This window comes from Allorhizobium borbori, assembly GCF_014196535.1.
In the GTDB taxonomy this organism is placed as follows: Bacteria; Pseudomonadota; Alphaproteobacteria; order Rhizobiales; family Rhizobiaceae; genus Ectorhizobium; species Ectorhizobium borbori.
In genome coordinates this window covers 1-20,822 of sequence record NZ_JACIDU010000020.1, presented here as the reverse complement: position 1 = coordinate 20,822, position 20,822 = coordinate 1, and the positions used below count along the sequence as shown (strand labels likewise).

Annotated in this window: 20 protein-coding genes; 9 read left to right on the top strand and 11 right to left on the bottom strand. The window is 60.0% G+C overall.

All coding sequences use genetic code 11. From position 1 onward, the window contains the following. Positions 1 to 2 precede the first annotated feature (2 nt). Complete coding sequence (locus tag GGQ66_RS19610; RefSeq protein ID WP_183794826.1) at positions 3 to 353, bottom strand: KTSC domain-containing protein; 351 nt, start codon at positions 351 to 353, stop codon at positions 3 to 5. A 219-nt stretch (positions 354 to 572) separates the two neighbouring features. After that, positions 573 to 1,181 (bottom strand): FMN-dependent NADH-azoreductase, encoded by a 609-nt coding sequence (locus GGQ66_RS19605; protein ID WP_183794824.1) that lies wholly within the window; start codon positions 1,179 to 1,181, stop codon positions 573 to 575. 130 nt (positions 1,182 to 1,311) lie between these two features. On the opposite strand from GGQ66_RS19605, the gene GGQ66_RS19600 reads away from it, so the two are divergent. Continuing rightward, on the top strand, positions 1,312 to 2,280 hold the full coding sequence (locus GGQ66_RS19600; protein WP_183794822.1) for a LysR family transcriptional regulator: 969 nt from the start codon (positions 1,312 to 1,314) through the stop codon (positions 2,278 to 2,280). Between the two features lie 86 nt (positions 2,281 to 2,366). Beyond that, positions 2,367 to 2,705 carry a hypothetical protein gene (locus tag GGQ66_RS19595; protein WP_183794820.1) on the top strand — a complete coding sequence of 113 codons (339 nt, stop codon included), beginning with the start codon at positions 2,367 to 2,369 and terminating at the stop codon, positions 2,703 to 2,705. 22 nt (positions 2,706 to 2,727) lie between these two features. On the opposite strand, the gene GGQ66_RS19590 is transcribed toward GGQ66_RS19595, so the two are convergent. After that, positions 2,728 to 3,996, bottom strand: coding sequence for a molybdopterin molybdotransferase MoeA (locus GGQ66_RS19590; protein WP_370686393.1), 1,269 nt, complete (start codon positions 3,994 to 3,996; stop codon positions 2,728 to 2,730). Positions 3,997 to 4,156: 160 nt separating this feature from the next. Here GGQ66_RS19590 and fdhD point away from each other — a divergent pair, with 160 nt between their 5' ends. Next, complete coding sequence (fdhD, locus tag GGQ66_RS19585) at positions 4,157 to 4,951, top strand: formate dehydrogenase accessory sulfurtransferase FdhD (protein ID WP_183794818.1); 795 nt, start codon at positions 4,157 to 4,159, stop codon at positions 4,949 to 4,951. 3 nt (positions 4,952 to 4,954) lie between these two features. Here fdhD and fdhE read toward each other — a convergent pair whose 3' ends face one another. The 6 genes from fdhE to GGQ66_RS19555 form a co-directional block, all read right to left on the bottom strand. Next, positions 4,955 to 5,854 carry a formate dehydrogenase accessory protein FdhE gene (fdhE, locus tag GGQ66_RS19580; protein WP_183794816.1) on the bottom strand — a complete coding sequence of 300 codons (900 nt, stop codon included), beginning with the start codon at positions 5,852 to 5,854 and terminating at the stop codon, positions 4,955 to 4,957. Further along, positions 5,851 to 6,507 (bottom strand): formate dehydrogenase subunit gamma, encoded by a 657-nt coding sequence (locus tag GGQ66_RS19575; protein WP_183794814.1) that lies wholly within the window; start codon positions 6,505 to 6,507, stop codon positions 5,851 to 5,853. The genes fdhE and GGQ66_RS19575 overlap by 4 nt, the downstream gene beginning before the upstream one ends. Positions 6,508 to 6,518: 11 nt before the next feature. Next, positions 6,519 to 7,406, bottom strand: a complete 888-nt coding sequence (gene fdxH / locus GGQ66_RS19570; RefSeq protein WP_183794812.1) for a formate dehydrogenase subunit beta — start codon at positions 7,404 to 7,406, stop codon at positions 6,519 to 6,521. Beyond that, positions 7,403 to 10,483: a formate dehydrogenase-N subunit alpha gene (gene fdnG / locus GGQ66_RS19565; RefSeq protein ID WP_502708730.1), complete on the bottom strand. Its 3,081-nt coding sequence runs from the start codon at positions 10,481 to 10,483 to the stop codon at positions 7,403 to 7,405. The genes fdxH and fdnG overlap by 4 nt, the downstream gene beginning before the upstream one ends. A 206-nt stretch (positions 10,484 to 10,689) precedes the next feature. Further along, on the bottom strand, positions 10,690 to 11,310 hold the full coding sequence (gene mobA, locus GGQ66_RS19560) for a molybdenum cofactor guanylyltransferase MobA (RefSeq protein ID WP_183794810.1): 621 nt from the start codon (positions 11,308 to 11,310) through the stop codon (positions 10,690 to 10,692). Positions 11,311 to 11,472: 162 nt separating this feature from the next. After that, entirely contained in the window at positions 11,473 to 12,246 is a 774-nt protein-coding gene (locus GGQ66_RS19555; protein WP_183794807.1) for an SDR family oxidoreductase, read from the bottom strand. A 139-nt stretch (positions 12,247 to 12,385) separates the two neighbouring features. Here GGQ66_RS19555 and GGQ66_RS19550 point away from each other — a divergent pair, with 139 nt between their 5' ends. After that, positions 12,386 to 13,306 carry a LysR family transcriptional regulator gene (locus GGQ66_RS19550; RefSeq protein ID WP_183794805.1) on the top strand — a complete coding sequence of 307 codons (921 nt, stop codon included), beginning with the start codon at positions 12,386 to 12,388 and terminating at the stop codon, positions 13,304 to 13,306. A gap of 74 nt (positions 13,307 to 13,380) precedes the next feature. Further along, the gene (locus GGQ66_RS19545) at positions 13,381 to 13,617 is read left to right on the top strand and encodes a BrnA antitoxin family protein (RefSeq protein ID WP_183794803.1); all 237 of its coding nucleotides are present in this window, start codon (positions 13,381 to 13,383) and stop codon (positions 13,615 to 13,617) included. A gap of 20 nt (positions 13,618 to 13,637) precedes the next feature. On the opposite strand, the gene GGQ66_RS19540 is transcribed toward GGQ66_RS19545, so the two are convergent. Next, positions 13,638 to 14,621, bottom strand: a complete 984-nt coding sequence (locus GGQ66_RS19540) for an AraC family transcriptional regulator (RefSeq protein ID WP_183794801.1) — start codon at positions 14,619 to 14,621, stop codon at positions 13,638 to 13,640. A 149-nt stretch (positions 14,622 to 14,770) separates the two neighbouring features. On the opposite strand from GGQ66_RS19540, the gene GGQ66_RS19535 reads away from it, so the two are divergent. From GGQ66_RS19535 to GGQ66_RS19520, 4 genes are all read left to right on the top strand, one after another. Beyond that, positions 14,771 to 16,213 (top strand): APC family permease, encoded by a 1,443-nt coding sequence (locus tag GGQ66_RS19535; protein ID WP_183794799.1) that lies wholly within the window; start codon positions 14,771 to 14,773, stop codon positions 16,211 to 16,213. Positions 16,214 to 16,328: 115 nt separating this feature from the next. Continuing rightward, positions 16,329 to 17,468 (top strand): ornithine cyclodeaminase family protein, encoded by a 1,140-nt coding sequence (locus tag GGQ66_RS19530; protein WP_183794797.1) that lies wholly within the window; start codon positions 16,329 to 16,331, stop codon positions 17,466 to 17,468. A gap of 60 nt (positions 17,469 to 17,528) precedes the next feature. Further along, positions 17,529 to 17,951 carry a Rid family hydrolase gene (locus GGQ66_RS19525; protein ID WP_183794794.1) on the top strand — a complete coding sequence of 141 codons (423 nt, stop codon included), beginning with the start codon at positions 17,529 to 17,531 and terminating at the stop codon, positions 17,949 to 17,951. 38 nt (positions 17,952 to 17,989) lie between these two features. After that, positions 17,990 to 19,285 (top strand): NAD(P)/FAD-dependent oxidoreductase, encoded by a 1,296-nt coding sequence (locus GGQ66_RS19520; protein ID WP_183794792.1) that lies wholly within the window; start codon positions 17,990 to 17,992, stop codon positions 19,283 to 19,285. A 41-nt stretch (positions 19,286 to 19,326) separates the two neighbouring features. Here GGQ66_RS19520 and GGQ66_RS19515 read toward each other — a convergent pair whose 3' ends face one another. After that, complete coding sequence (locus GGQ66_RS19515; protein WP_237358999.1) at positions 19,327 to 20,553, bottom strand: adenylate/guanylate cyclase domain-containing protein; 1,227 nt, start codon at positions 20,551 to 20,553, stop codon at positions 19,327 to 19,329. Positions 20,554 to 20,822: the final 269 nt, after the last annotated feature.

The following is a 20,822-nucleotide window of genomic DNA, read 5'->3' as shown; positions in this document are numbered from 1 at the left end:
GCCTAGAGAACGCCCTTGTGGGCCAGGAACAGCTTGACGGACGACATGAGTTGGCCGCCGATCATCTGCTCAGATAGAGGAATGACCAGCATGGCGCCTACGGTACAGAGAAAGACGGCCGCAACTGCGAGGCGGCGGCCCGTGGTTCTGCGCCGTGCCACGGCGAGCGGCTGGATATAGTATTTGTAGTAAAACTCGGGCTCCTCGCTTTCCCTCAATGCATCATACATATGAGGGAGGACACCTTTGTGGCTGATGAATTTGTGACCTTTCATGATCACATCCAGCTTTTCCTGATCCGCATCGTAGCGGGTCCAGCGGATGGTCCTTGTCGGCAGCTTGTCCCAGGGCATGAAGCATCCTTTCGCACAGCAATATCGCATTAGCTCACCTTGAAAGGCATCCGTCAATACGAGCATTTACGGAAAAGAAACCATACTTGCCCGGCAACTGGCGCAGCAAGCCTCTCTCCGCAGGGCGTAGCCACTTGTGGCCATCGCCATTTTGCCGCAACGCGAAACGCCCGGCGGACTGGATCCGCCGGGCGTTTCTGTAAAGGGTCTGACTTGCGGTCAGGCAGCGTTTGCCAATTCCTGCGTCCTGGCAGTAGCGGCCTCAATGGCCTTGCTGGCAGCCTCAGGACCGAAGGCAAGGCCTTCCACCGGCACGACATCCACATCGGTCATGCCGAGGAAGCCGAGAACCGTCTTGAGATAGGGCACGGCGTGGTTCATAGCCGCGGCAGGGCCCTGCGAATAGACGCCGCCGGAAGCGAGAACCACATAGACTTTCTTGCCCTTCACCAGACCTTCCGGGCCAGCTTCCGTGTAACGGAACGTCACGCCTGCGCGGGCGATATTGTCCACCCAGCTCTTCAGCGTGGAGTAAAGGCCGAAGTTGATGAGACCAGAGGCGAGCACGATCGTGTCGGCTGCCTGAAGTTCGGCGACCAGCTTGTCCGAGAAATCGGCAGCGGCGGCCTCTTCCGGCGTGCGGTCGGCCGGCGCCTTGCGGATTGCGGCGGTCGTTACGGTATCGAGATGGGGAATCGGGCTCTTGCCCAGATCGCGAACCGTGACATTACCACCCTTGGCAATGGCCGTTGCGAGTTCGGACGCAACCTTGGAGGAAACGGATTCGGCGCCACGCGGGCTGGACGTTACAAGAAGAACGGAGGTCATTTTTGTCTACCTTGCAGGAGCTGGATGAGTTGGTCGGTAAAGCACCGCCGGTCTGGGAAAATAGCCATGGACATCCATCCAGAAAACCGGGATAATTTCGAAGAAACCCATCCATTTTATCGATGAGACAATGAACGCCAACCCCACGCTCGATCAGTTGCAGGTTTTCCTCGAAGTGGCTGAAAGCGGTAGCTTTTCGGCCGCCGCCCGTCGCTTGAACAGGGCACAGTCAGTAGTGAGTTACACCATCGCCAATCTCGAAACGCAGCTCGAAGTCACCTTGTTCGACCGCAGCACGGCGCGGCAACCGCAACTCACCGATGCCGGACGAGCCTTGATTTCCGATGCCCGGCGGATCGCGGCTGACCTGCAAGCCTTGCGCGCCCGTGCGCACAGCATCAAGCAGGGGCTTGAAGCGGACATAACACTGGTTTTGTCGACGATGGTCCCCTCGGAAGCCGTGGTCAAAGTTCTCAACGCCTTTCGGCAGCGGTTTCCAACTGTAGCGTTGAACCTGTCGGTCGGCGAACTCGGCAGTATCATGGACATGGTGGCAAACGACCACGCCGATATCGGCTTTGGTGGCACCTTGCCAGACGCGAACGACCGGCTTGAAGCAGAGAAGATCGGCCACTCCTACATGGTGCCGGTGGCTGCTGCGGACCATCCGCTCGTCCTGCTCGACCGGCCGCTGACCCTTGCCGATGTGCGGGAAGAGGTCCAACTGGTGGTAACCGACGCCTCCGGGCTCACCAACGGGCGGAACTTCAACGTCTTGTCCTACCGCATCTGGCGGGTTGGCGATATTCACACGAAGCATCTGCTCACTCTGGGCGGTCTTGGCTGGGGCGGGCTACCGGCCTCGATGATCATGGAGGATCTGCGCCTTGGGCGGCTGGTCGTTCTGCCGCTGGAGGCTTACCGGCAGGGTGAGTATCCCATTCACGCCATCACCCGGACGGCCAGCCCGCCGGGTCCTGCGGGCCGCTGGCTGATAGAACAGTTCCAGGCGCAACTTTCCGTCTGCCCGCAACCCGATGCCTTGGGCAGATTGCTTGTGCCGGCGCTTTACAAGAAAAATGCCATTGCGGCAGAGTAAACTTGCATGGCTCGGTAAACCGAAATGAAAGCATCCGTCATTACAACGTCAGATTGGCAGTCATGTGAGCATTTGGGGGTTCGTAGATGGGTGCATTTCAAAACAAGGCCGTTCAACTCGTCAAGGTTCGCACGGGGGAGGAACCGGCCTCGCAGGAAGACCTAGTTCGGGATCAGGTCTTGCGGTCGATGCTTGAACTCTATCAGGCAGCGGGCGGCTCACTGGATGAACTGATCGAGACGGCGCACCAGACTCTGCAGCCGCTGGCCGAAGTACCGCGTGTCGACGTCGCCATGGGCGATCTGATGCAATCGCTCGCCCTACTTGGTTATGTCCACGACATCGACATCATTCAAGCCGGCTACAACACGCTAGACGCCCAGATCAGGGAGCTTCGCCAGCGCCACGACCTGATGGATGATTGAGCAAACCTCCGCGCCAGCATCATCAGGTCGCGCGCGGGAAATAGTCCGCATCGAGGGGCATATTCGGTGCCACGGCTTCGAGGTCGGCAGGTAGCTTCACGAAGCCTTCAGCCGCCGCCAATGCCGAAAGATTGGCCGAGGAACCGGGCCCGAGGATCGAGATGACCGGCACGCCATCGGCGGCACGGTTCAGTGTCCGGAACGGCGCAAACTCCGTTCGCCCGCGTCTCTTGCCGCGAGCCTCATCAAGGCGCACGGCTGACCAGAATGTGCCGAAATCGGCAATGCCTGCCATGGCGCGGAGCGCTGGCAGGAGGATATAGCGGAGCGCGACCAGTGCCGCATTCGGATTTCCCGGTAGCCCTGCAAACAGGGTATCACCCAAACGTCCGATCTTGACCGGTTTGCCGGGGCGCATCGCCACCTTCATCACATCGAGCATTCCACCCATTTCAAGAAACGCAGCAGCGACATGATCTTCATCGCCGGCGGAAACCCCGCCCGTCGTCACGAGAACGTCGCAGGCGCCCGCAGCTTCTGCAAAAATATCGCGCATTCTCGCGCGGTCGTCATCCGCGGTACCGAAATCGATCAGATCGATCCAGCCCAGGGCCGATAAGGTGGCCTGCACCATGACGCCGTTGGAATTGTAGATCTGGCCGGGGGCGAGATCTTCGCCCGGCTGACGCAGCTCCAAGCCCGTGCAGACGACGCCGACGCGGAGTTTGCGGAAGACGGAAACGGTTGCAGCACCCGCACCGGCCAGCAATGACAACCGTTCGGGGGTCAGCACACATCCGGGTGAAAGCAATGTGCTTGCAAACGACACATCCTCACCCGCAAGGCGCACGTTTTCGCCCCTTTGCGGAAGGACGGAAAATGTCAGGAGGTCGCCAATGCGCTCACAACGTTCCTGCATGATCACGGTATCAAAGTTTTCGGGCAAACGTGCACCGGTGAGGATGCGCATCGCCGCCGGCGTGTCCGTCAGGGGGACGGTAACCGGCGCACCTGCGACCACGCTTCCCAGCACAGGCAGGGTCCATGGACCTTGCCCGACGAGCGTCGCATGGTTGATTGCATAACCATCCATGGCGGAGTTGTTGAACGGCGGAACCGCAATCTTCGACACCGGCGCGACTGCCAGAATACGACCTGCAGCGCTGAAGAGCCCAATGCATTCCATATCCGTCAACCGTCCCGCCACAGCGACAGCTCTTTCAACGGCGGCTTCCGCGGAAAGAGCCGCACCACTCGTGCCGGCTGTGCATGTTTCAAGAGGCGTCGTCACGGTGCGCTGGTTCTGCTTCGGTTGAGATCATCCGACCCATAGAACAGAACCGTCTATCCGCACAGCCACATATGCGAATTCTTGCCGGTGCACCGCATTGCGGCGCACCGGCCGGGTGCGATAATGTCACAAACGAACGGCACAACGGTATGGGCAGGCAATGACGGCAAGGCAAGGCGGGACCGGTTTCATCGAGATGGAAACCGCAGACGGTTATACCGCCTGTCTGGCCGAGGAGGTTCCGGTGGCGTTGACCTATAACGGCACCACGCAGGCCGTGATGATGGCAAGCCCTCTGGACCTTGAGGATTTCCTTGTCGGTTTCTCCATCACCGAGGGGCTGATCGCCGATTTGTCGGAGATTGAAACCCTGGAGATCATTGCCCACGAGGATGGCTATGAAGCCCGGGGCTGGCTTGTCGACCAGACGGCCTCAAACTTCACCGCCCGGCGCAGGGCGATACTCGGACCCGTCGGTTGCGGCCTGTGCGGCATCGACTCACTGGAACAGGCAGTCCGCCGTTTGCCTGTGAAGGCCGGCGAGGCGACGACCATGATCGCCGCCTCGACACCGGAACAGGCGCTGGAAGCGATGCGCGCGTATCAGGCGCTGCATGCCAGAACCCGTGCCACCCATGCCGCCGGTTTCTGGCGCGAGGGCGAAGGCATCGTGCTGCTGCGTGAGGATGTCGGTCGTCACAACGCGCTGGACAAGCTGGTCGGCGCGCTGCTGCGGGGCGGTATCGATATTGCGGACGGCGCCATCGTGATGACCTCCCGTCTCTCGGTCGATCTCGTCCAGAAGGCGGCGATGGTTGGCGCCCCCGTCATCATAGCTCCATCCGCACCCACGGCACTGGCTGTGAGGCAGGCCGATGAGGCGGGCATCACGCTTGTTGCCCGTCAGACCGGGCGGATCGGCACTTTTACCCATCCTCGACGTATCGCCGGTTGAGGATCAGCCCGGCAGGGCGAACGGATTGAAGCCGGTGCGCCGATAGCCCTCTTCCTCGACGGCGGCATCAAGCGCCAGCGTTGCAAGATCGTCCGCCACCACATCGGCCTGATGGTCGCGGTCGAGCGAGATGACCTTGAGATAACCCTTGCAATCGTCGCAGCATTCGGCACGCACGGAGGCTTCCTCCGTCTCGAAACTCAAATAGTCCAGCTTGCCGGCTTCGCCGCAATTGGAACACTTGGCGCGCACCATGTGCCAGTCGGTTTCGCACAGCGCGCAATGCAGGTAGCGCAGGCCATGCCGCGAACCGGTGAGAATGACGCTCGCCACCGGCGCCGTGCCGCATACCGGGCATTCGGCCTTTTCGGTGGCGGCCTCCTCCCCCTTGGCAGGCGGCTCAGTGCTGGCAGCCAGCGCCCGCATCCACACCGAAAAGGCGGCCCAGATAAACGGAGCGGTTTCGGCTGGAACATCCGCGAAGCCGCCGCCGGCGAGAGCCTTTGCCGCCGCAATGCGCTGATCGGCGCTCATGCTCGCAACCCGGTCGAGATGCGGCAGAACGGTTTCTGTGAGACGCGGACGCAATCCCTCCACCAGCGCATCCAGCAGCGGCAACCATAGACCGAGACTGGCTTCTGTCACGGGATCGATGGGAGCCGAGCGCTTGTCATCCAATGGCGTCAGTGTGGCGGCGATCTCCTGAACCTCGGAAATGTCCGCGGCGAAGCCGAGATAGGCCGACAGTTCGTGCCCTTCGGCAAGCTCCCGCAGCCGTCTCGCGCGGCTGGCGTAATAGGTGGAACCAAGACCCGGCAACATGACCGGATCGAAATGAACCCCGGGTGGCAGGGTTTCGAAGTCCACCTTCGGGCGCTCGACGCCTTGGGGTTTACGGCTCATGCCTTCGAATCCACCTTCTGCGCCGCGTCCTTGGCGGCAAGTTCATCATACCAGCGATCATGATGCTGACGCACCCAGGCGCGGGAGACGTACCCCGTGACCATGCCGGTAATCGAACCGCGCACCCAGATGGCCAGATAGATGTGGCCGAGGATGAGCAGGATGAGGCCGATGCCCGCCATCGCATGGGCGAGGATGGCAAGCCGCAGAACCGGGATGGGGAAGAGATGTGCGAAGTAGGCCCGCCACATGATAAGGCCGGACACCAGCAGCACGACAATGGCCGTCATAATGAGCCAGAACAGCACCTTCTGGCCGGCATTGTACTTGCCGATCTGCAGCTTCTCGTCATGCTTGTTGGCGATCACACCCGTTACACTGCGGAACCAGAGCAGGTCGGTCTTTGCAAAAAGGTTATATTTCGCGAACTTCACCAGCATGAAGCAAAGGGCAAGGAACACCACGATGCCGAGGAACGGATGCAGGATGCGGGCAAGCTGCGGCGAGCCGAGCAGGTTGCTCATCCAACTCAGCGAAGGATAGAACCACGAGAGGCCCGAAGTCGCGGTGAAGAAGAAGCAGATCACCAGAAACCAGTGGCACAGCCGCTCCGCAAATTTTGTGCGCAGGATGAGATCTTTTTTCTTGGCCATGTCGTCCTCCCTCACACCGTCTTGTCCGTTTCGGACGTGTCTTCTTCCTCAACATTGTTGGGGCCAACGCCAACGAAATGGGCCACCATGCCGGCAACTGCCGCCACCGTAGCGACGGCGGCAACCGGCTTCAGCACATCCTTCCAGCCTTCGACAACCGGACTGATCTGCGGTTCCTTGGGAAGCCCCGCATAAAGTGTCGGCTCGTCGGCATGGTGCAGAACATACATGACATGCGTGCCGCCAACGCCCTGCGGATCGTAAAGACCGGCATGCTCGAAGCCGCGTTCGTTGAGTTCGGCTACACGTTCGGCGGCCAGCGTCTTCATGCTCTCCTTCGAACCGAAGCTGATGGCGCCGGTGGGGCAGGTCTTGACGCAGGCCGGCTCCTGACCGACCGAAACGCGATCCGAACAGAGCGTGCATTTGTAGGCACGGTTGTCCTTCTTCGAGATGCGCGGCACGTTGAACGGACAGCCGGCCACGCAATAGCCACAACCGATGCAATGGTCGGACTGGAAATCGACGATGCCGTTTTCATACTGCACGATAGCGCCCGGCGCGGGACAGGCCTTGAGACAGCCGGGGTCTTCGCAGTGCATGCAGCCGTCCTTGCGGATCAGCCATTCCAGCTTGCCGCTTTCGTCTTCATGCTCGGTAAAGCGCATCAGCGTCCAGGTTTCCGGCGCGAGATCACGCGGATTGTCGTAAACGCCGACATTTTCCTCGACTTCGCCGCGCAGGTCGTTCCATTCGTTACACGCCACCTGACAGGCCTTGCAGCCGATGCAGGTGGTAACATCGATGAGTTTGGCCACCTCCATCTGGTGATCGCGGATTTGCGGCGCGGGCGTCAGGTCGCTGGTGGCGGAACAGCGGATGATGTTCTGAAGGTTCATGACCGGGCGGCCTCCAGCTTTTCGACATTGACAAGGAAGGCCTTGAACTCGGGCGTCTGCGAATTGGCGTCACCCACGCCGGGCGACAGCGTATTGGCGAGATAACCCTTGCGGGTCGCGCCCTCAAAGCCCCAATGACAGGGAATGCCGATCTGGTCGACTTCCTGGCCGGCGACCTGCAGCGTGCGCATGCGCTTCGTCACCACCGCCTTGGCAGTGATATAGCCGCGCTTGGTGGATACCTTAACCGTATCGCCATGGGCAATGCCCTTGGTGGCCGCGAGCTTTTCTCCGATTTCGATGAACTGTTCCGGCTGCAGCATGGCGTTCAGATGCGAATGCTTGGTCCAGTGGCGGAAGAGTTCCGTGACCGAATAGGTGGTCGCGACATAGGGATAATCGTGGCGATTACCCATGCGCTGCAGGTCCGACTGGAAGATGCGTGCGGTCGGATTATGGGTGACCTTCGAATGCAGCGGATTCTTGGCGATGGGGCTTTCCACCGGCTCGTAATGTTCCGGGAACGGCCCGTCGATCATGCCGTTGATAGAGAACAGGCGTCCAAGACCTTCCGGCAGCATGATGAAAGGCGCCGCCGGCGAACCGGGCGGGATGTTGGCAGGGAAGTCCGGCACGTCGATACCCGCCCATTTCGCGCCATCCCAGTGCAGGATGATACGGTTCGGGTCCCACGGATTGCCGTCCTCGTCCATCGAGGCGCGATTATAGAGGATGCGGCGGTTGGCCGGCCAGGCCCAGGCCCAGCCGGGCGTGTTTCCGAGGCCTGTATCGGTGTTGTCGCGATTGGCCATCTGGTTGCCGGCTTCCGTCCACGATCCGGCAAAAATCCAGCAGAAGCTCGCCGTCGTGCCGTCGTCACGTAACTGGCCGAAGCCGGAAAGCAGCGTGCCCTTCTTCGCGATGAGCTTGCCAGTATCGTCGAACAGGTCTTCCAGCGCATAGCCGTTGGCTTCCTTCGCGATTTCCTCCGGATGCGGATCGTAAGGATTGTGATAGGTGTGTTCGTCCCACGTCATGTGGAGAAGCTGTTCGGGGCAGGCCCCGCCCTCTTCCCGGTAGAGACGACGCAGTTCCATCATGATACCGCCGAGAATGCGCCCGTCGTGGCGCGCCTCGAACTTCGGCTCCTGCCCGGCATAGTGCCATTGCAGCCAGCGGCCGGAATTGACGATGGAGCCGTTTTCCTCGGCAAAACAGGAGGATGGCAGGCGGAAAACTTCCGTCTGGATATCCTCGGTCTTCACATCGTTGAAGGCACCTTCATGGCGCCAGAAATTCGAGGTTTCCGTTACAAGCGGGTCCATGACGACGAGGAATTTCAGCTTCGACAGCGCCTGCGAAGTCTTGTTCTTGTCCGGCATCGCCGCCAGCGGATTGAACCCCTGCGCGATGAAGCCGTTGACCTTGCCGGCATGCATCAGATCGAAATAGGCGAGCATGTCATAGCTGCGGTCCCACTTCGGAAGCATATCGAAGGCGAAATCGTTGTCCTTCGTGGCATAGGGGCCGTAGAGGTTCTTCATCAGCGAGACGAAGAATTTCGGCGTGTTCTTCCAGTAGTTGACCTGGCCAGGCAGCACATCCTTCGGCGTCGTTTCCGCCAGATATTGCGCCATGGACTGCTGCTTGTCGCTCGGCAGGTTCAGGTAACCCGGCAGGCGCAGCGAAAGCAGGCCGAGGTCGGTATAGCCCTGAATGTTGGAATGGCCACGCAGCGCGTTCACGCCGCCGCCGGACATGCCGATATTGCCGAGCAGAAGCTGGATCATAGCCGATCCGCGAATGATCTGCGCGCCGCCGGTATGATGGGTCCAGCCCAACGCGTAGAGGAACGTCGCCGTCTTGTCGCGGGCGGAACAGGTGCCGAGGATTTCGGCGATTTGCAGGAAATCCTCCTTCTTCGTGCCGCAGATCGTCTCGACCATTTCCGGCGTGTAGCGGGAAACATGCTGCTTCAGCAGGTTTAGCACGCAGCGCGGATGCGTCATGGTCGGGTCGCGTTTGGCGTTGCCGCTCTCGTCCAGCTCGTAGGCCCACGACTTCTTGTCATAGCTCAGCGTCTGCTCGTCATAGCCGGAGAACAGACCGTCATCGAAGCTGTAGTCTTCACGCACGATGAGCGCGGCATTGGTATAGGCACGCACGTAATCGCGCTGTATCTTGTCGTTCTGTAGCAGCCAGTTGACGACACCCATCAGGAAAGCCGTGTCGGAACCCGCGCGGATTGGCGAGTAGATATCGGCAACCGAAGCGGAACGGTTGAAGCGCGGGTCCACGACGATAACCTTCGCCTTGTTCTTCGTCTTCGCTTCGATCACCCACTTGAACCCGACCGGATGTGCTTCCGCCGGATTGCCGCCCATGATCAAGATGACGTTGGCGTTCTTGATGTCCACCCAGTGGTTGGTCATCGCGCCTCGCCCGAAGGAGGGCGCCAGCGCCGCGACCGTCGGTGCGTGACAGAGGCGAGCCTGACAGTCGAGACCAAGCATGCCGAGACCACGGGCAAACTTGAAATCCAGCACGCCGGTTTCGTTCGAAGCGGCCGAAGAGGCCAGCATGCCCGAACTCAGCCAGCGGTTCACAAGCTGACCCTTGTCGTTATGCGTTATGAAATTCCTGTCACGGTCGTCCTTGAGCAGGCGGGCAATCTTCTTCGTCGCCTCATCCCAGCCTATACGAACCCATTCCTTGGAGCCCGGCGCGCGGTACTCGGGGAACTGGAGGCGGTTCTTCGAATGGATCATGTCCAGAAGCCCCGCCCCCTTGGGACAGAGCGACCCGCGGCTGACCGGATGATCGGGATCGCCTTCGATGTGGAAGATCGACGGTTTGGCGTTCTTGGCGCCATCGCCCAGCGAATACATCAGAATGCCGCACCCGACGGAGCAATAGGTACAGTTGTTGCGCGTTTCCTTGGCACGCAGCAGCTTGTAGGGACGCGGACCATCGGCGCGTGCCGGTGTCGGCGCAAGGCCCATCGCCGTCGCGGTCAGGCCCGCACCACCAGCGCCCAGGATTTTCAGGAACTGCCTGCGTCCCATCTGCATGGCGATCTCTTTCATCTGCCGCTCCTATCGAAATCCAACTGCGTTAAAAGCGCCAAAGCGCTTTCAAATTTTGGCTATATACGCGCGCGATGCACGTCGCAATCAATGATCCGCTGGAAAGACTGTCAATCTAGCGTGAACCAGTATTCTATGCGACTCCGGCCCAAAATCCCGACTGCCATCGAGCAGACATCGTAAAATATATAATTTATTCAATACATTGCCGAATCGTTGAGCTTTTGGGCCTCATCGAGATCGGCGGCGCTGTTGACATTAAAAAACGGGTCGATGTCCGTCGATGGGAACGGAACGCTTTCGCTGCCGTGCCGATCCGCCCAAAGCACGATTTTCGACAGTCCAGTAGACAGTGACGACCGCAAATCCTCACGAAGGGACACGGGCCAAAGACCGAAAACCGGCTGCCGCAAAAGGCGTCCGTCTTCGGCTGAAGATGCGGCAAAGATAATCGGTGCACCACCCCTGGCGGCGGTATCTTTCAATCTGGCGACAAGATTCCCCGGCAGAAACGGCGTATCCACCGGCACAGAGGCAACATGGCTGAAGCCATTTTTGGCGCCATGGTCCATTGCCGACAGAATACCTGCAAGCGGCCCCGGATGCCCGCCGATGTCGTCGGGCACCACGGGAAGAGCATACCGGGCAAACCGGCTGGCGTCGCCATTGGCATTGACGACGAGCGCCTCAACCTGCGGCGCAAAGCGGGCGAGGACAGCATCGAGCAATGTCCCGGCGCCGAAACCCACAGAGGCTTTGTCCACGCCCCCCAGACGGCTGGCAAGCCCACCAGCCAACACAACGCCCAGCACTCGCATATCCGTTCCCGACTTCCGGAATTTGACCAAAGCTTCCGTTCCCTCAAGGGTTTGAGGCGATGACGGTTACCGACTATAACCCCTCTTGCGAGATTTGCCAGACCGTCAGGACGGCATTGAAACGCCACGGGGCCGATTGCAGGTCGGCCCCGTGGCTGGCGGTTACTTGGTCGTGTAACCGCCGTTGACGAGGATGGTCTGGCCCGTCATCCACCAGCCTTCCGTAGCCAGGAAGCGGATATAGGGAGCGATATCTTCGATATCGGTCAGGCCGGTCTTCGAGAAGCGCGACAGGGCTGCGGCGGTCTTGTGATAGGCCTGCGCCTCGACGCTTTCCTGACCATAGAAGAACGGCGTGTCCATTGGACCGGGACCGATTGCCGTCACAGAAATACCGCGATCGCCGAACTCCTTGGCAGCAGCACGGGTGAAATGCTCGACCGGCGCCTTCGTTCCGGCATAACTCGAGTAGAATGGCGTGAAAGCGCCAAGCAGCGACGTCACCAGAGTGATGATCGCGCCGTTGTCATTGAGGTGGCGACCCGCTTCCTTGAAGAAGAAGAAAGCCGACTTGGCGTTCACTGCGCTCATCTCGTCGAACTCGGCTTCCGAGATATCGAGAATCGGCTTTTTCAGTACCTTGCCGACGGTGTTGATGGCGATGTCCGGCTGGCCGAAGGCGGCAACCGCATCGGCAAACAGCTTCTCCATCGCTCCGGCCGTCGTGAGGTCGGCCTGGAAAGCTGCAGCTTCCGCACCTGCTGCCTTCACCGCAGCAACCGTTGCATCGGCATCGGCTTTTGCAGCCGCGCTGTTATAGTGGATGGCAATGGCCTTGGCGCCGTTCGCGGCAAAGTCGCGGGCAATCAGGCTGCCCAGATTCTTCGCGCCACCGGCGATGATCGCGGTCTTTCCCTTGAGGCTGTGGTCAATCATGTCGATATCCTCCGATCATGAGCTGCAACACCAGGCCGCAGCTTTCGTTAACCAGAGTTATATGTCCGCCAATTTCGGATAAAGTCGCCTGTTCTGACAGCACTTGTCAGCTTATCGGTACAATGCCATGATCGCGCTTATGGACAGGATTGATTTGTTTCGTATTTTTCTGCGGGTGGTGGATTGCTCCAACTTCACCAGAGCGGCAGACACACTTGGCGTTCCACGCTCGACCGTTTCGTCCGCCGTGATCGAACTTGAAAAGAAAGTCGGCGCCCGCCTTATACACCGCACGACGCGCCGGGTTTCGGCGACGCATGACGGCAAGGCGTTCTATGTACGCTGCCAGAGATTGATCGCCGACGTGGAGGAGACTGAGAACCTCTTCCGGCAGGCGGGTGCAAAACCCACCGGCAAGATCAGGATCAACGTGCCGGGCCGCATCGGCAGACTGGTCATTGCACCAGCCCTGCCAGACTTTCTGAAAACCTATCCGGATATCGACATCGATATGGGAGTGACAGACAGGGCGGTGGATCTGGTCGAGGATAACGTTGATTGCGTTCTGCGCGTCGGAACTTTGGGCGATTCCGGCTTGATCGCCCGGCCGATTGGCAAGCTGCCGCTCATCAATGTCGCCAGCCCAGCCTACCTAGCGCAGTTCGGCACACCGGAAACGGCAGAGGATCTGGAACGACACTGGGCGGTCAACTATGCCTCGCCTTCGACCGGGCGCGTCGAGGACTGGGAATGGATGGAGGACGGCGGCGTACGCAGCCTGCATGTGCGGGGGCGGGTGACCGTGAACAACGCCGAGGCATCCATCGCCTGCTGTCTCTCGGGGCTGGGCCTGATCCAGATTCCCGCCTATGATGTGCAGCAGCACATCGAAACGGGCGAACTGGTGGAAGTGATGCCCCATCAGCGGGCCGAACCTATGCCAATGGCGCTTCTTTATCTACACCGGCAGCACCTTTCGCGCCGCCTGCAGGTGTTTGCCGATTGGCTGGAAGCGCTTTTAAAGTTGAAACTGATGACCTACCCAGACCGTCCGGTCTAAACCATGTGCCATCACCCGTCTGGCGGCTCGCCCGGAGCGGATGTGATCGCATTACCTGCGCAAAGGAAATATCCATGGCAACAACACCCAGACGCCCCGTCAATCCCAAGGATGCAGCCGAAGCGCTGTTTGCCCCCAAAAAGAAAGTCGTCGCACCGGCAGTTGAGCGACCCGCGATCCCAAACGCCCGAGAACTGGTATCGCTCAAGATCGATAGCGACGTGCTAGCATATTTTCAGGGAGAAGGGCCGGGCTGGCAGGAGCGCATTAACGACGCCCTGCGAGCCGCGATGGAAAGCCGGAGCATTTAAGCCCGCGGCATAAAGCACCTTCATTCATCGAAATGACGCCAGCGCTTGCGGGCGCGCCATAGAACCGTGGAATCCGCATAGCCAAGCGTATCGGCTATGCGCATCTTCCTCGTCCCCGCTTTCATCTGCATCTCCACGATATCCCGCCGGTATTCCTCCACCAACGAACGCAAAGAGGTTCCCTCTTCCGCCAGCCGGCGCTGCAATGTGCGCGCGGCCATGCCGAGATCGGCAGCCAGAAGCGCGACTGTGACACGGCGGTGCCCAAGATGGATGCCGATCAGCGATTTCACCCGCTGCGCAAGCGAAGACTGTTCCGTGTCCCTGGCCTCGAGTTGCAGAATATGCTGCTCAAGCACCGTTACGATGTCGGTATCATCAGAGCGATAGACGCGCTCCGCATCAGCAGGCGCGATGATAAGGCGATTGCTGGACTGGCCGAACTTGAGCGGCGCCCTGAATATGGCCTCAAGGCGCTTGGTATCGGGTGGCTCGTCATGCTCGAAGTGCACCTCCAGCGGTCGCCAGTTCCTCGAAAAGCTGCTGCGGATAAGCTGGCATGAAGACGACAGCGTAAATTCGCTTTCCTGCCGGCGCGGCCACAGCTTGGCGGCCGATAACTGGTAGGTCCAGACATAATTGCCCTCGATCAACCGTAGCCCGTTTGTCGTCGAGCTCTGGATCGCCATGATGTGACGCGTGAGGCGAACCAGACCGTCCAGAATCGTGGGCGAGACCGAAAACAGGACGCCTGCCGGTCCCAGATCGCGTGGTGTGATCCGGGTGCCGAGCAAGGCACCCAGATGTGGCATGCCCAACAATTGCGCGGCATCTTCGAACAATGGAACATAGCGCGAAAGCGGCACCCGGAAATAGGGATCGGCGATCTGCGCTTTCATCAATCCGTGGCGCGCAAGCAGCGCATCGGCAGACAGGTTCGTCTGCTCTATTTGTTCGATCAGGTGAGCGAGGATCGAAGCCCGAATGACTGCAACTTTGTTCATGGCCAGACACCTCGATAGGCAAACTAAAAAATTGCACTTCAATTGAGCAATTGTGGCGCATTTTATCGAATAAATGGCGCATTAGGCAATTTAATTTCCGCTGGCTCAAGCCTACCCTTCAACAAAATACAGAACCATGAGGGGTCAACATGTCATATACCGAAAATCCGGGGCAGGCACCGACACGCCTTGCAAGGAACTCCATCGGCCTTGCCCATATCGTCTTTTTCGTCGTTGCCGCAGCCGCACCCATGACAGCGGTGGTTGGCGCCACGCCTCCGGCCTTTGCTTTCGGCAGCGGCGCAGGCGTTCCCGGCGCGTTCATTCTTGCCGGCATTCTTTACCTGCTCTTTTCCGTTGGCTTCACCGCCATGACGCGGCACGTTACCGGCGCAGGCGCCTTCTACAGTTATATTTCCCGCGGCCTTGGCGGCTCGGCGGGCATCGGCGGGGCGCTGATTGCACTTCTCGCCTACTTCGCAGTGCAGATCGCCATCTTCGCGCTCTTTGCCGTCTTCATGTCGGCCACGCTTGCGCCACTCGGTATCGAACTGCCCTGGTGGGTCTGGTCGCTGCTCATTCTTGTCGTCGTTGTCTTGTGCGGCCAGCGCAATATCGCGATATCAGGCCGCATTCTCGGCGTCTGCATGATTGCTGAACTGGTGATCCTGCTCCTGCTCGACATTGCCATCGTCATGAATGGTGGCGGGCCGGAAGGCTTGAGCCTGTCGGGCTTCTTCCCGTCAGAGGTTTTCGCGCCCGGTCTCGGCGTCACGATGGTCTTCGTGCTCGGCGCCTATGTCGGCTTCGAGGCAACGGCGATCTTCGGCGAAGAGGCGCATAATCCCGAGCGAACCATTCCCATGGCCACCTATGTCGCCGTGTTGCTCATCACCGTCTTCTACGCCATCTCGACCTGGGCGATCGTCCAGCATTACGGTCCGAGCCGCGTGCAGGAAGTCGCGGCCGGATCGCTGGAGGGCTTCTACTTCAACGCCGCCGGAGAACTGCTCGGAAACTGGTCGGTGCAGGCGATGAACATCCTGCTGTTGACCAGCCTGTTTGCCTGCCTGCTTTCCTTCCACAACACGCTGAACCGCTATTTCTACACGCTGAGCCATGAAGGCCTGGCATGGAAGCCACTCAGCAAGGTGCATACGCGCCACGGCTCACCGCATGTCGCCGGTTTCGTACAAGCCGGTTTCGTGACGCTCATCATCGCCGGCTTCGCTATCGGCGGCGCCGATCCCTACACGGTCGTCTTCTCCTGGATGTCGGCTCTCGCCGTGCTCTCCATCCTCGGTGTGCAGGTTCTGGTGTCGATTGCCGTCATCGTATTCTTCAGCCGCGAACGCTTTGGCCGCTCCATCTTCACAACGCTCATCGCACCGGTGCTCGCCACGCTTGGCCTTCTGGGCGCCTTCGCACTGGTAAGTTCCAACCTTTCGATGCTGACGGGCAGCGAAAGCCCGCTGGTGATGGCTTTCCCGGAACTGGTCATCTCGCTCGGTGTCGCCGGCCTCGGCATCGCGTTGTGGCTGAAGCGAGCCCAGCCCGATCTCTACGCTCGCCTTGGCCGCGCTTTCGACTGAAACTTGAATGCGCGATCCCGCATCGAGGTCGCGCCCCTCCCCTCCCGAACACCCGTCACGGACCGGCCAAGGCCAGTCCGACCGATAAGTTGCACCCCGTCTCAAGGAAAGACCAATGACCGAGAATACCCGGATCGATTTTATCTACCTCTCCGAACAGGACATGATCAAAGCCGGCGTGACCGACATGCCCGCCTGCGTCGATACGATGGAGGAAATGTTCGGTCTGCTCTATCACGGCGATTACCGCATGGCCGGCGCGAACAATGACTCCCACGGCGCAATGGTGATGTTCCCGGAGAACTCGCCTTTCCCGACCATGCCTAAGCCGACCGCCGACCGCCGCTTCATGGCGATGCCCGCCTATCTCGGCGGACGCTTCTGCACCGCCGGCGTCAAGTGGTACGGCTCCAACATCGCCAACCGCGAAAAGGGCCTGCCCCGCTCCATCCTGATGTTCACGCTGAACGACGCAGATACCGGCGCACCGTTGGCGCATATGTCCGCAAACCTGCTGTCGGCCTACCGAACCGGCGCGGTGCCGGGTGTCGGTGCCCGTCACCTTGCCCGCAAGGATTCGAAGGTTGTCGGCATCCTCGGCCCGGGCGTGATGGCCAAGACCTCCCTCTCTGCCTTCATGGCAACCTGCCCGGCGATCGATACGGTCAAGGTCAAGGGCCGTGGCCAGAAGAGCCTCGACAGTTTCCTGAGCTGGATTGCGGAAACCTTCCCGCAGATCACCACGGTTCAGGTGGTCGATACCATCGAGGCGGTGGTACGCGACAGCGATATCGTCACCTACTGCAATTCCGGCGAGGTCGGCGACCCCTCCACCTATCCGATCGTCAAGCGTGAATGGGTAAAGCCTGGCACCTTCCTTTCCATGCCGGCGCTCTGCAACATCGATGAAGGCATGGAAAAGTCGGACGTCCGCAAGGTGCTGGACAATACCGGCCTTTACGAAGCCTGGTTCGATGAACTGCCCAAGCCTGCCCATAAATACGTTCCGATCATCGGCGTAAAATTCATGGACATGATCGCAGAGGGCAAGATGAGCCATGACGAGATCGAGGATATCGGCAAGATCGTTGCCGGCGATGCGCCCGGCCGTCGCAACGATGAGGAAATCATCATCATGTCCGTTGGCGGCATGCCGGTGGAAGACGTCGCCTGGGGCACCGTCGTCTATCGCAACGCCGTCGAACGCGGCATCGGCGTCAAGCTTAACCTCTGGGACGTGCCTGTCCTGCGCTAAGCGCAACCGGCAGGCTCCCGCCGGGGCCTGCCCTTTATTTCCCCCCGCATTGGAGTGACCATGACGAAGATCGTCAAGCTGAAAACCGGTAACAAGTTCGAGGACCATGGCAGCTATTCCCGCCTTGTCGCCGTAGAGAATTTCATTTTTGTGTCCAACACCGCCGGACGCAATCCCGACACCAAGGAAATTCCGGAAGAGATCACCGAACAGACCTTGCAGGTCTTCGCCAATATCGAACGGGCGCTGGCATCGGTCGGGTCAAGCCTCGGCGATGTCGTCGCGTCGCGCGTCTTCATTCAGGATCCGGCCGATACCCATGCCGTGATGACCACCGTCGGCGAGAAGTTCCGGGGCATCGATCCGGCCAGTACCGTCACCTGCCCGCCACTCGGTTCCACCGTCTACAGGGTCGAGATCGAGGTAACGGCTTATCGCGGCGCGGCAAAGGCCGACGTCGAGACGATCCGGCTCACGCCGTAAGCCTCTCCTGAACAACACGTAAGCAGAAAGAACGTCCCATGGCGCCTGCAATCGCACCTGTCAAAACCTCCCGTGAATTCCCGGCATCGACCACGGTGGTCGTCATCGGTGGCGGCATTGTCGGATTGACCGCCGCCCTCACCCTCGTCGAACGTGGCATTCCCGTTGTCGTGCTGGAAAAGGGGCGGATTGCCGCCGAGCAATCGTCGCGCAATCTTGGCTGGGTGCGCAAGATGGGGCGGTCTGCGCCCGATGTGCCCATGTCGGTCGCCTCCGACCGGCTGTGGGCGGAAATGCCCGTGCGGCTTGGCGCGGATGTCGGCTACAAGCAGGCCGGCATCATGTATCTTTCCCGCACCGAAGCGGAAATGGAGATGCATCGCGGCTGGCTGAAGACAGTTGCCGATCTCGGGCTCGACTCCCGTCTCCTGACCCAAAAGGACATCGATGGGCTGGTTCCAGGCGGCAAGGAGCGATGGGCCGGCGGCATCTACACGCCTTCGGACGGCCGGGCAGAGCCTACGCTTGCATCCAGCGCCATCGCAGTGGCGGCCATCGCCAAAGGCGCGGTTGTCGTCGAGAACTGTGCCGTTCGCACGCTTGCGCTCAGCGCCGGAAAGGTGACGGGTGTCGTCACCGAGAGGGGAGAAATCCGCTGCGATCAGGTTCTGCTGGCCGGCGGCCTGTGGTCGCGGCGTTTTCTGGGCAATCTCGGTGTGTCGCTGCCGACCCTGCCGCTCATCTGCTCCGTCATCCGCACGGCTCCGATGGAAGGTCCGACGGAAATCGCCGTTGGCGGGCCGGATTTCTCCTTCCGTAAACGGCAGGATGGCGGCTTCACCATCACCCAGCGCGGCGCTCTCATCGCGCCGCTGTCGCTCGATCACCTGCTGCTCGGCCTCAAATACCTGCCGACGCTGAAGGGCACACGCGGACTCCTGCGCCTCAATCTCGGCCGCCACGCACTCCGCGACCTTGCCCTGCCACGCCGTTGGGGAAAGCAAAGCGTCTCACCCTTCGAGAAAGTGCGCGTGATGGACCCACCGACTGATGCGAGGATCAATGCCGAAGCCATGCGTAACCTCACTGCGGCGTGGCCCGGCTTTTCCAGCGCCGTGATCGAGGAAGCCTGGGCCGGCATGATGGATATCACACCGGATTCCCTGCCGGTGATCGGGCCGGTTGCGAAAATTCCGGGACTGACGGTCGCTTCAGGCTTTTCCGGCCACGGCTTTGGCACGGCGCCGGCCGCGGGCCAGCTCGCCGCGGATCTGGTAACAGATGGAACGCCGATCGTCGATCCGGCGCCTTACCGGCTTGAACGCTTTGCCTGACAAGCCCCGCAATCAAAAGGTGAAGCGGATGCGGATGGCTTTCATGCCGTCGGGATGGCCGGGATGCCGCCGGGCTTCAAGGCAAAGACGCTGACCGGGTTCGCAAGGCCGCGAAGAGCGTGTTCGCCCAGACCATCGACAAAGGCTTCGAACTTGCCTTGTTTGACGAAGGCTTCGGAGAAAAGGATCGGGTGATGGACCGTCTTCGTCAATGACTCGAGCCGGGATGCAACATTCACTGTCGGCCCGATGGCGGTGAAATCCAGGCGCCGCCGGGAACCGATATTGCCATACATCACCTCGCCGACATGCACGCCGATGCCATAGCGCAGAAGCGGCTTGCCCATGGCGAGATTGGTGGTGTTCAGATTGTCTATGGCCTGCCGTGTTTCCATTACCGCCGTAAAGATGTCGTTCAGCGCATGCTCGTTTTCCAGCGGAAAGACCGCGAGCAGACCATCACCCATGAATTTCAGGATCTCGCCCCTATGCTGTTCGATGGGTTCCGCGATCGCATCGAAATAGGTATTCAGCATGTCGATCACATCGTCACGGGACGATATGTCGGAAATGCTTGTGAAGTCACGGATATCGAAGATCAGCACGGCCGCTGACAGTGTCACGCCGCTGCCGCGCGTGGTTGCGCCCGCCAGGATCTCCTCACTGGCATGCGGGCCGACATAGGTCTGCATCAACGTACGCGCCAAAGCATTCTTGATTCTGACCTCGCTGACCAGAGACAGGATCGGCACCATTTCCCGAAAAATCCGGATGTCGTCGCAGTCGAAGCCGTCCGGCGCGTCACTTGCAAGCGTCATGACATGGCGCTTGCCGAGCGTATGGTCCAGCGGAAACGCGATGTAATCGGTGTACCCCTCCTGACGCAGTTGTTCGAAGATCGAATAAGGGCGTGAAAAATGCTCTTCGAGGAGGTTCTCTCTCACCTCGTCAGCACCGGACAATATTTCTGAGATCGGGCTCTGACGATACGCCTGTGTATTTTCAGTCCCATACTCGAACGTGTTGATCTGCGCCGCCTGCGCACCGAGAACCCACTGAATGCTTGCGCCGAGCCATTGCGGATTATTGATCTGGAAATGGAGCGTGGAGCGGGCAACGGGCACACCGAGGGAGCGGAGCCGTTCACACAACGAGACGAGGATGTTGTCGATATACCGTTCAGTCCGGGTTTCCTTCAGCAACCACTCGCGGATCGAATGGGTGATCATGGTGCTTCGGGCTGAGGGCACCCCGTCCTTTTCATTCATCGCGACATCCATCCTTCAGATCTTCCCTCTCATCCGCCGTCCCGGGCCATATGGCACACCACTGGTCAGGCATAGATAGGGTGCGACCATCGTGCATTAAAGCCTTCGTCAGAACCCGGTGCGATCAGTTTTGCGGGATGGCTTCACGGCAATCGCGTCCTGATTGACTGAACTGCGCCGGATTTACCGGCGACCCCAACGCGTGAGAAGTAGGGTCTATGACAAGCGGAACGACGAATAAGTTCTCTCCTGAAGTCCGCGCCCGCGCC

Excerpts from the sequence above, each read along its gene's own strand:
- GGQ66_RS19610 (WP_183794826.1), bottom strand. The coding sequence starts at position 353 with ATGCCCTGGGACAAGCTGCCGACAAGGACCATCCGCTGGACCCGCTAC.
- GGQ66_RS19605 (WP_183794824.1), bottom strand. The coding sequence starts at position 1,181 with ATGACCTCCGTTCTTCTTGTAACGTCCAGCCCGCGTGGCGCCGAATCC.
- GGQ66_RS19600 (WP_183794822.1), top strand. The coding sequence starts at position 1,312 with ATGAACGCCAACCCCACGCTCGATCAGTTGCAGGTTTTCCTCGAAGTG.
- GGQ66_RS19595 (WP_183794820.1), top strand. The coding sequence starts at position 2,367 with ATGGGTGCATTTCAAAACAAGGCCGTTCAACTCGTCAAGGTTCGCACG.
- fdhD (WP_183794818.1), top strand. The coding sequence starts at position 4,157 with ATGACGGCAAGGCAAGGCGGGACCGGTTTCATCGAGATGGAAACCGCA.
- fdhE (WP_183794816.1), bottom strand. The coding sequence starts at position 5,854 with ATGAGCCGTAAACCCCAAGGCGTCGAGCGCCCGAAGGTGGACTTCGAA.
- GGQ66_RS19575 (WP_183794814.1), bottom strand. The coding sequence starts at position 6,507 with ATGGCCAAGAAAAAAGATCTCATCCTGCGCACAAAATTTGCGGAGCGG.
- fdxH (WP_183794812.1), bottom strand. The coding sequence starts at position 7,406 with ATGAACCTTCAGAACATCATCCGCTGTTCCGCCACCAGCGACCTGACG.
- mobA (WP_183794810.1), bottom strand. The coding sequence starts at position 11,310 with ATGCGAGTGCTGGGCGTTGTGTTGGCTGGTGGGCTTGCCAGCCGTCTG.
- GGQ66_RS19555 (WP_183794807.1), bottom strand. The coding sequence starts at position 12,246 with ATGATTGACCACAGCCTCAAGGGAAAGACCGCGATCATCGCCGGTGGC.
- GGQ66_RS19550 (WP_183794805.1), top strand. The coding sequence starts at position 12,386 with ATGGACAGGATTGATTTGTTTCGTATTTTTCTGCGGGTGGTGGATTGC.
- GGQ66_RS19545 (WP_183794803.1), top strand. The coding sequence starts at position 13,381 with ATGGCAACAACACCCAGACGCCCCGTCAATCCCAAGGATGCAGCCGAA.
- GGQ66_RS19540 (WP_183794801.1), bottom strand. The coding sequence starts at position 14,621 with ATGAACAAAGTTGCAGTCATTCGGGCTTCGATCCTCGCTCACCTGATC.
- GGQ66_RS19535 (WP_183794799.1), top strand. The coding sequence starts at position 14,771 with ATGTCATATACCGAAAATCCGGGGCAGGCACCGACACGCCTTGCAAGG.
- GGQ66_RS19530 (WP_183794797.1), top strand. The coding sequence starts at position 16,329 with ATGACCGAGAATACCCGGATCGATTTTATCTACCTCTCCGAACAGGAC.
- GGQ66_RS19525 (WP_183794794.1), top strand. The coding sequence starts at position 17,529 with ATGACGAAGATCGTCAAGCTGAAAACCGGTAACAAGTTCGAGGACCAT.
- GGQ66_RS19520 (WP_183794792.1), top strand. The coding sequence starts at position 17,990 with ATGGCGCCTGCAATCGCACCTGTCAAAACCTCCCGTGAATTCCCGGCA.
- GGQ66_RS19515 (WP_237358999.1), bottom strand. The coding sequence starts at position 20,553 with ATGAATGAAAAGGACGGGGTGCCCTCAGCCCGAAGCACCATGATCACC.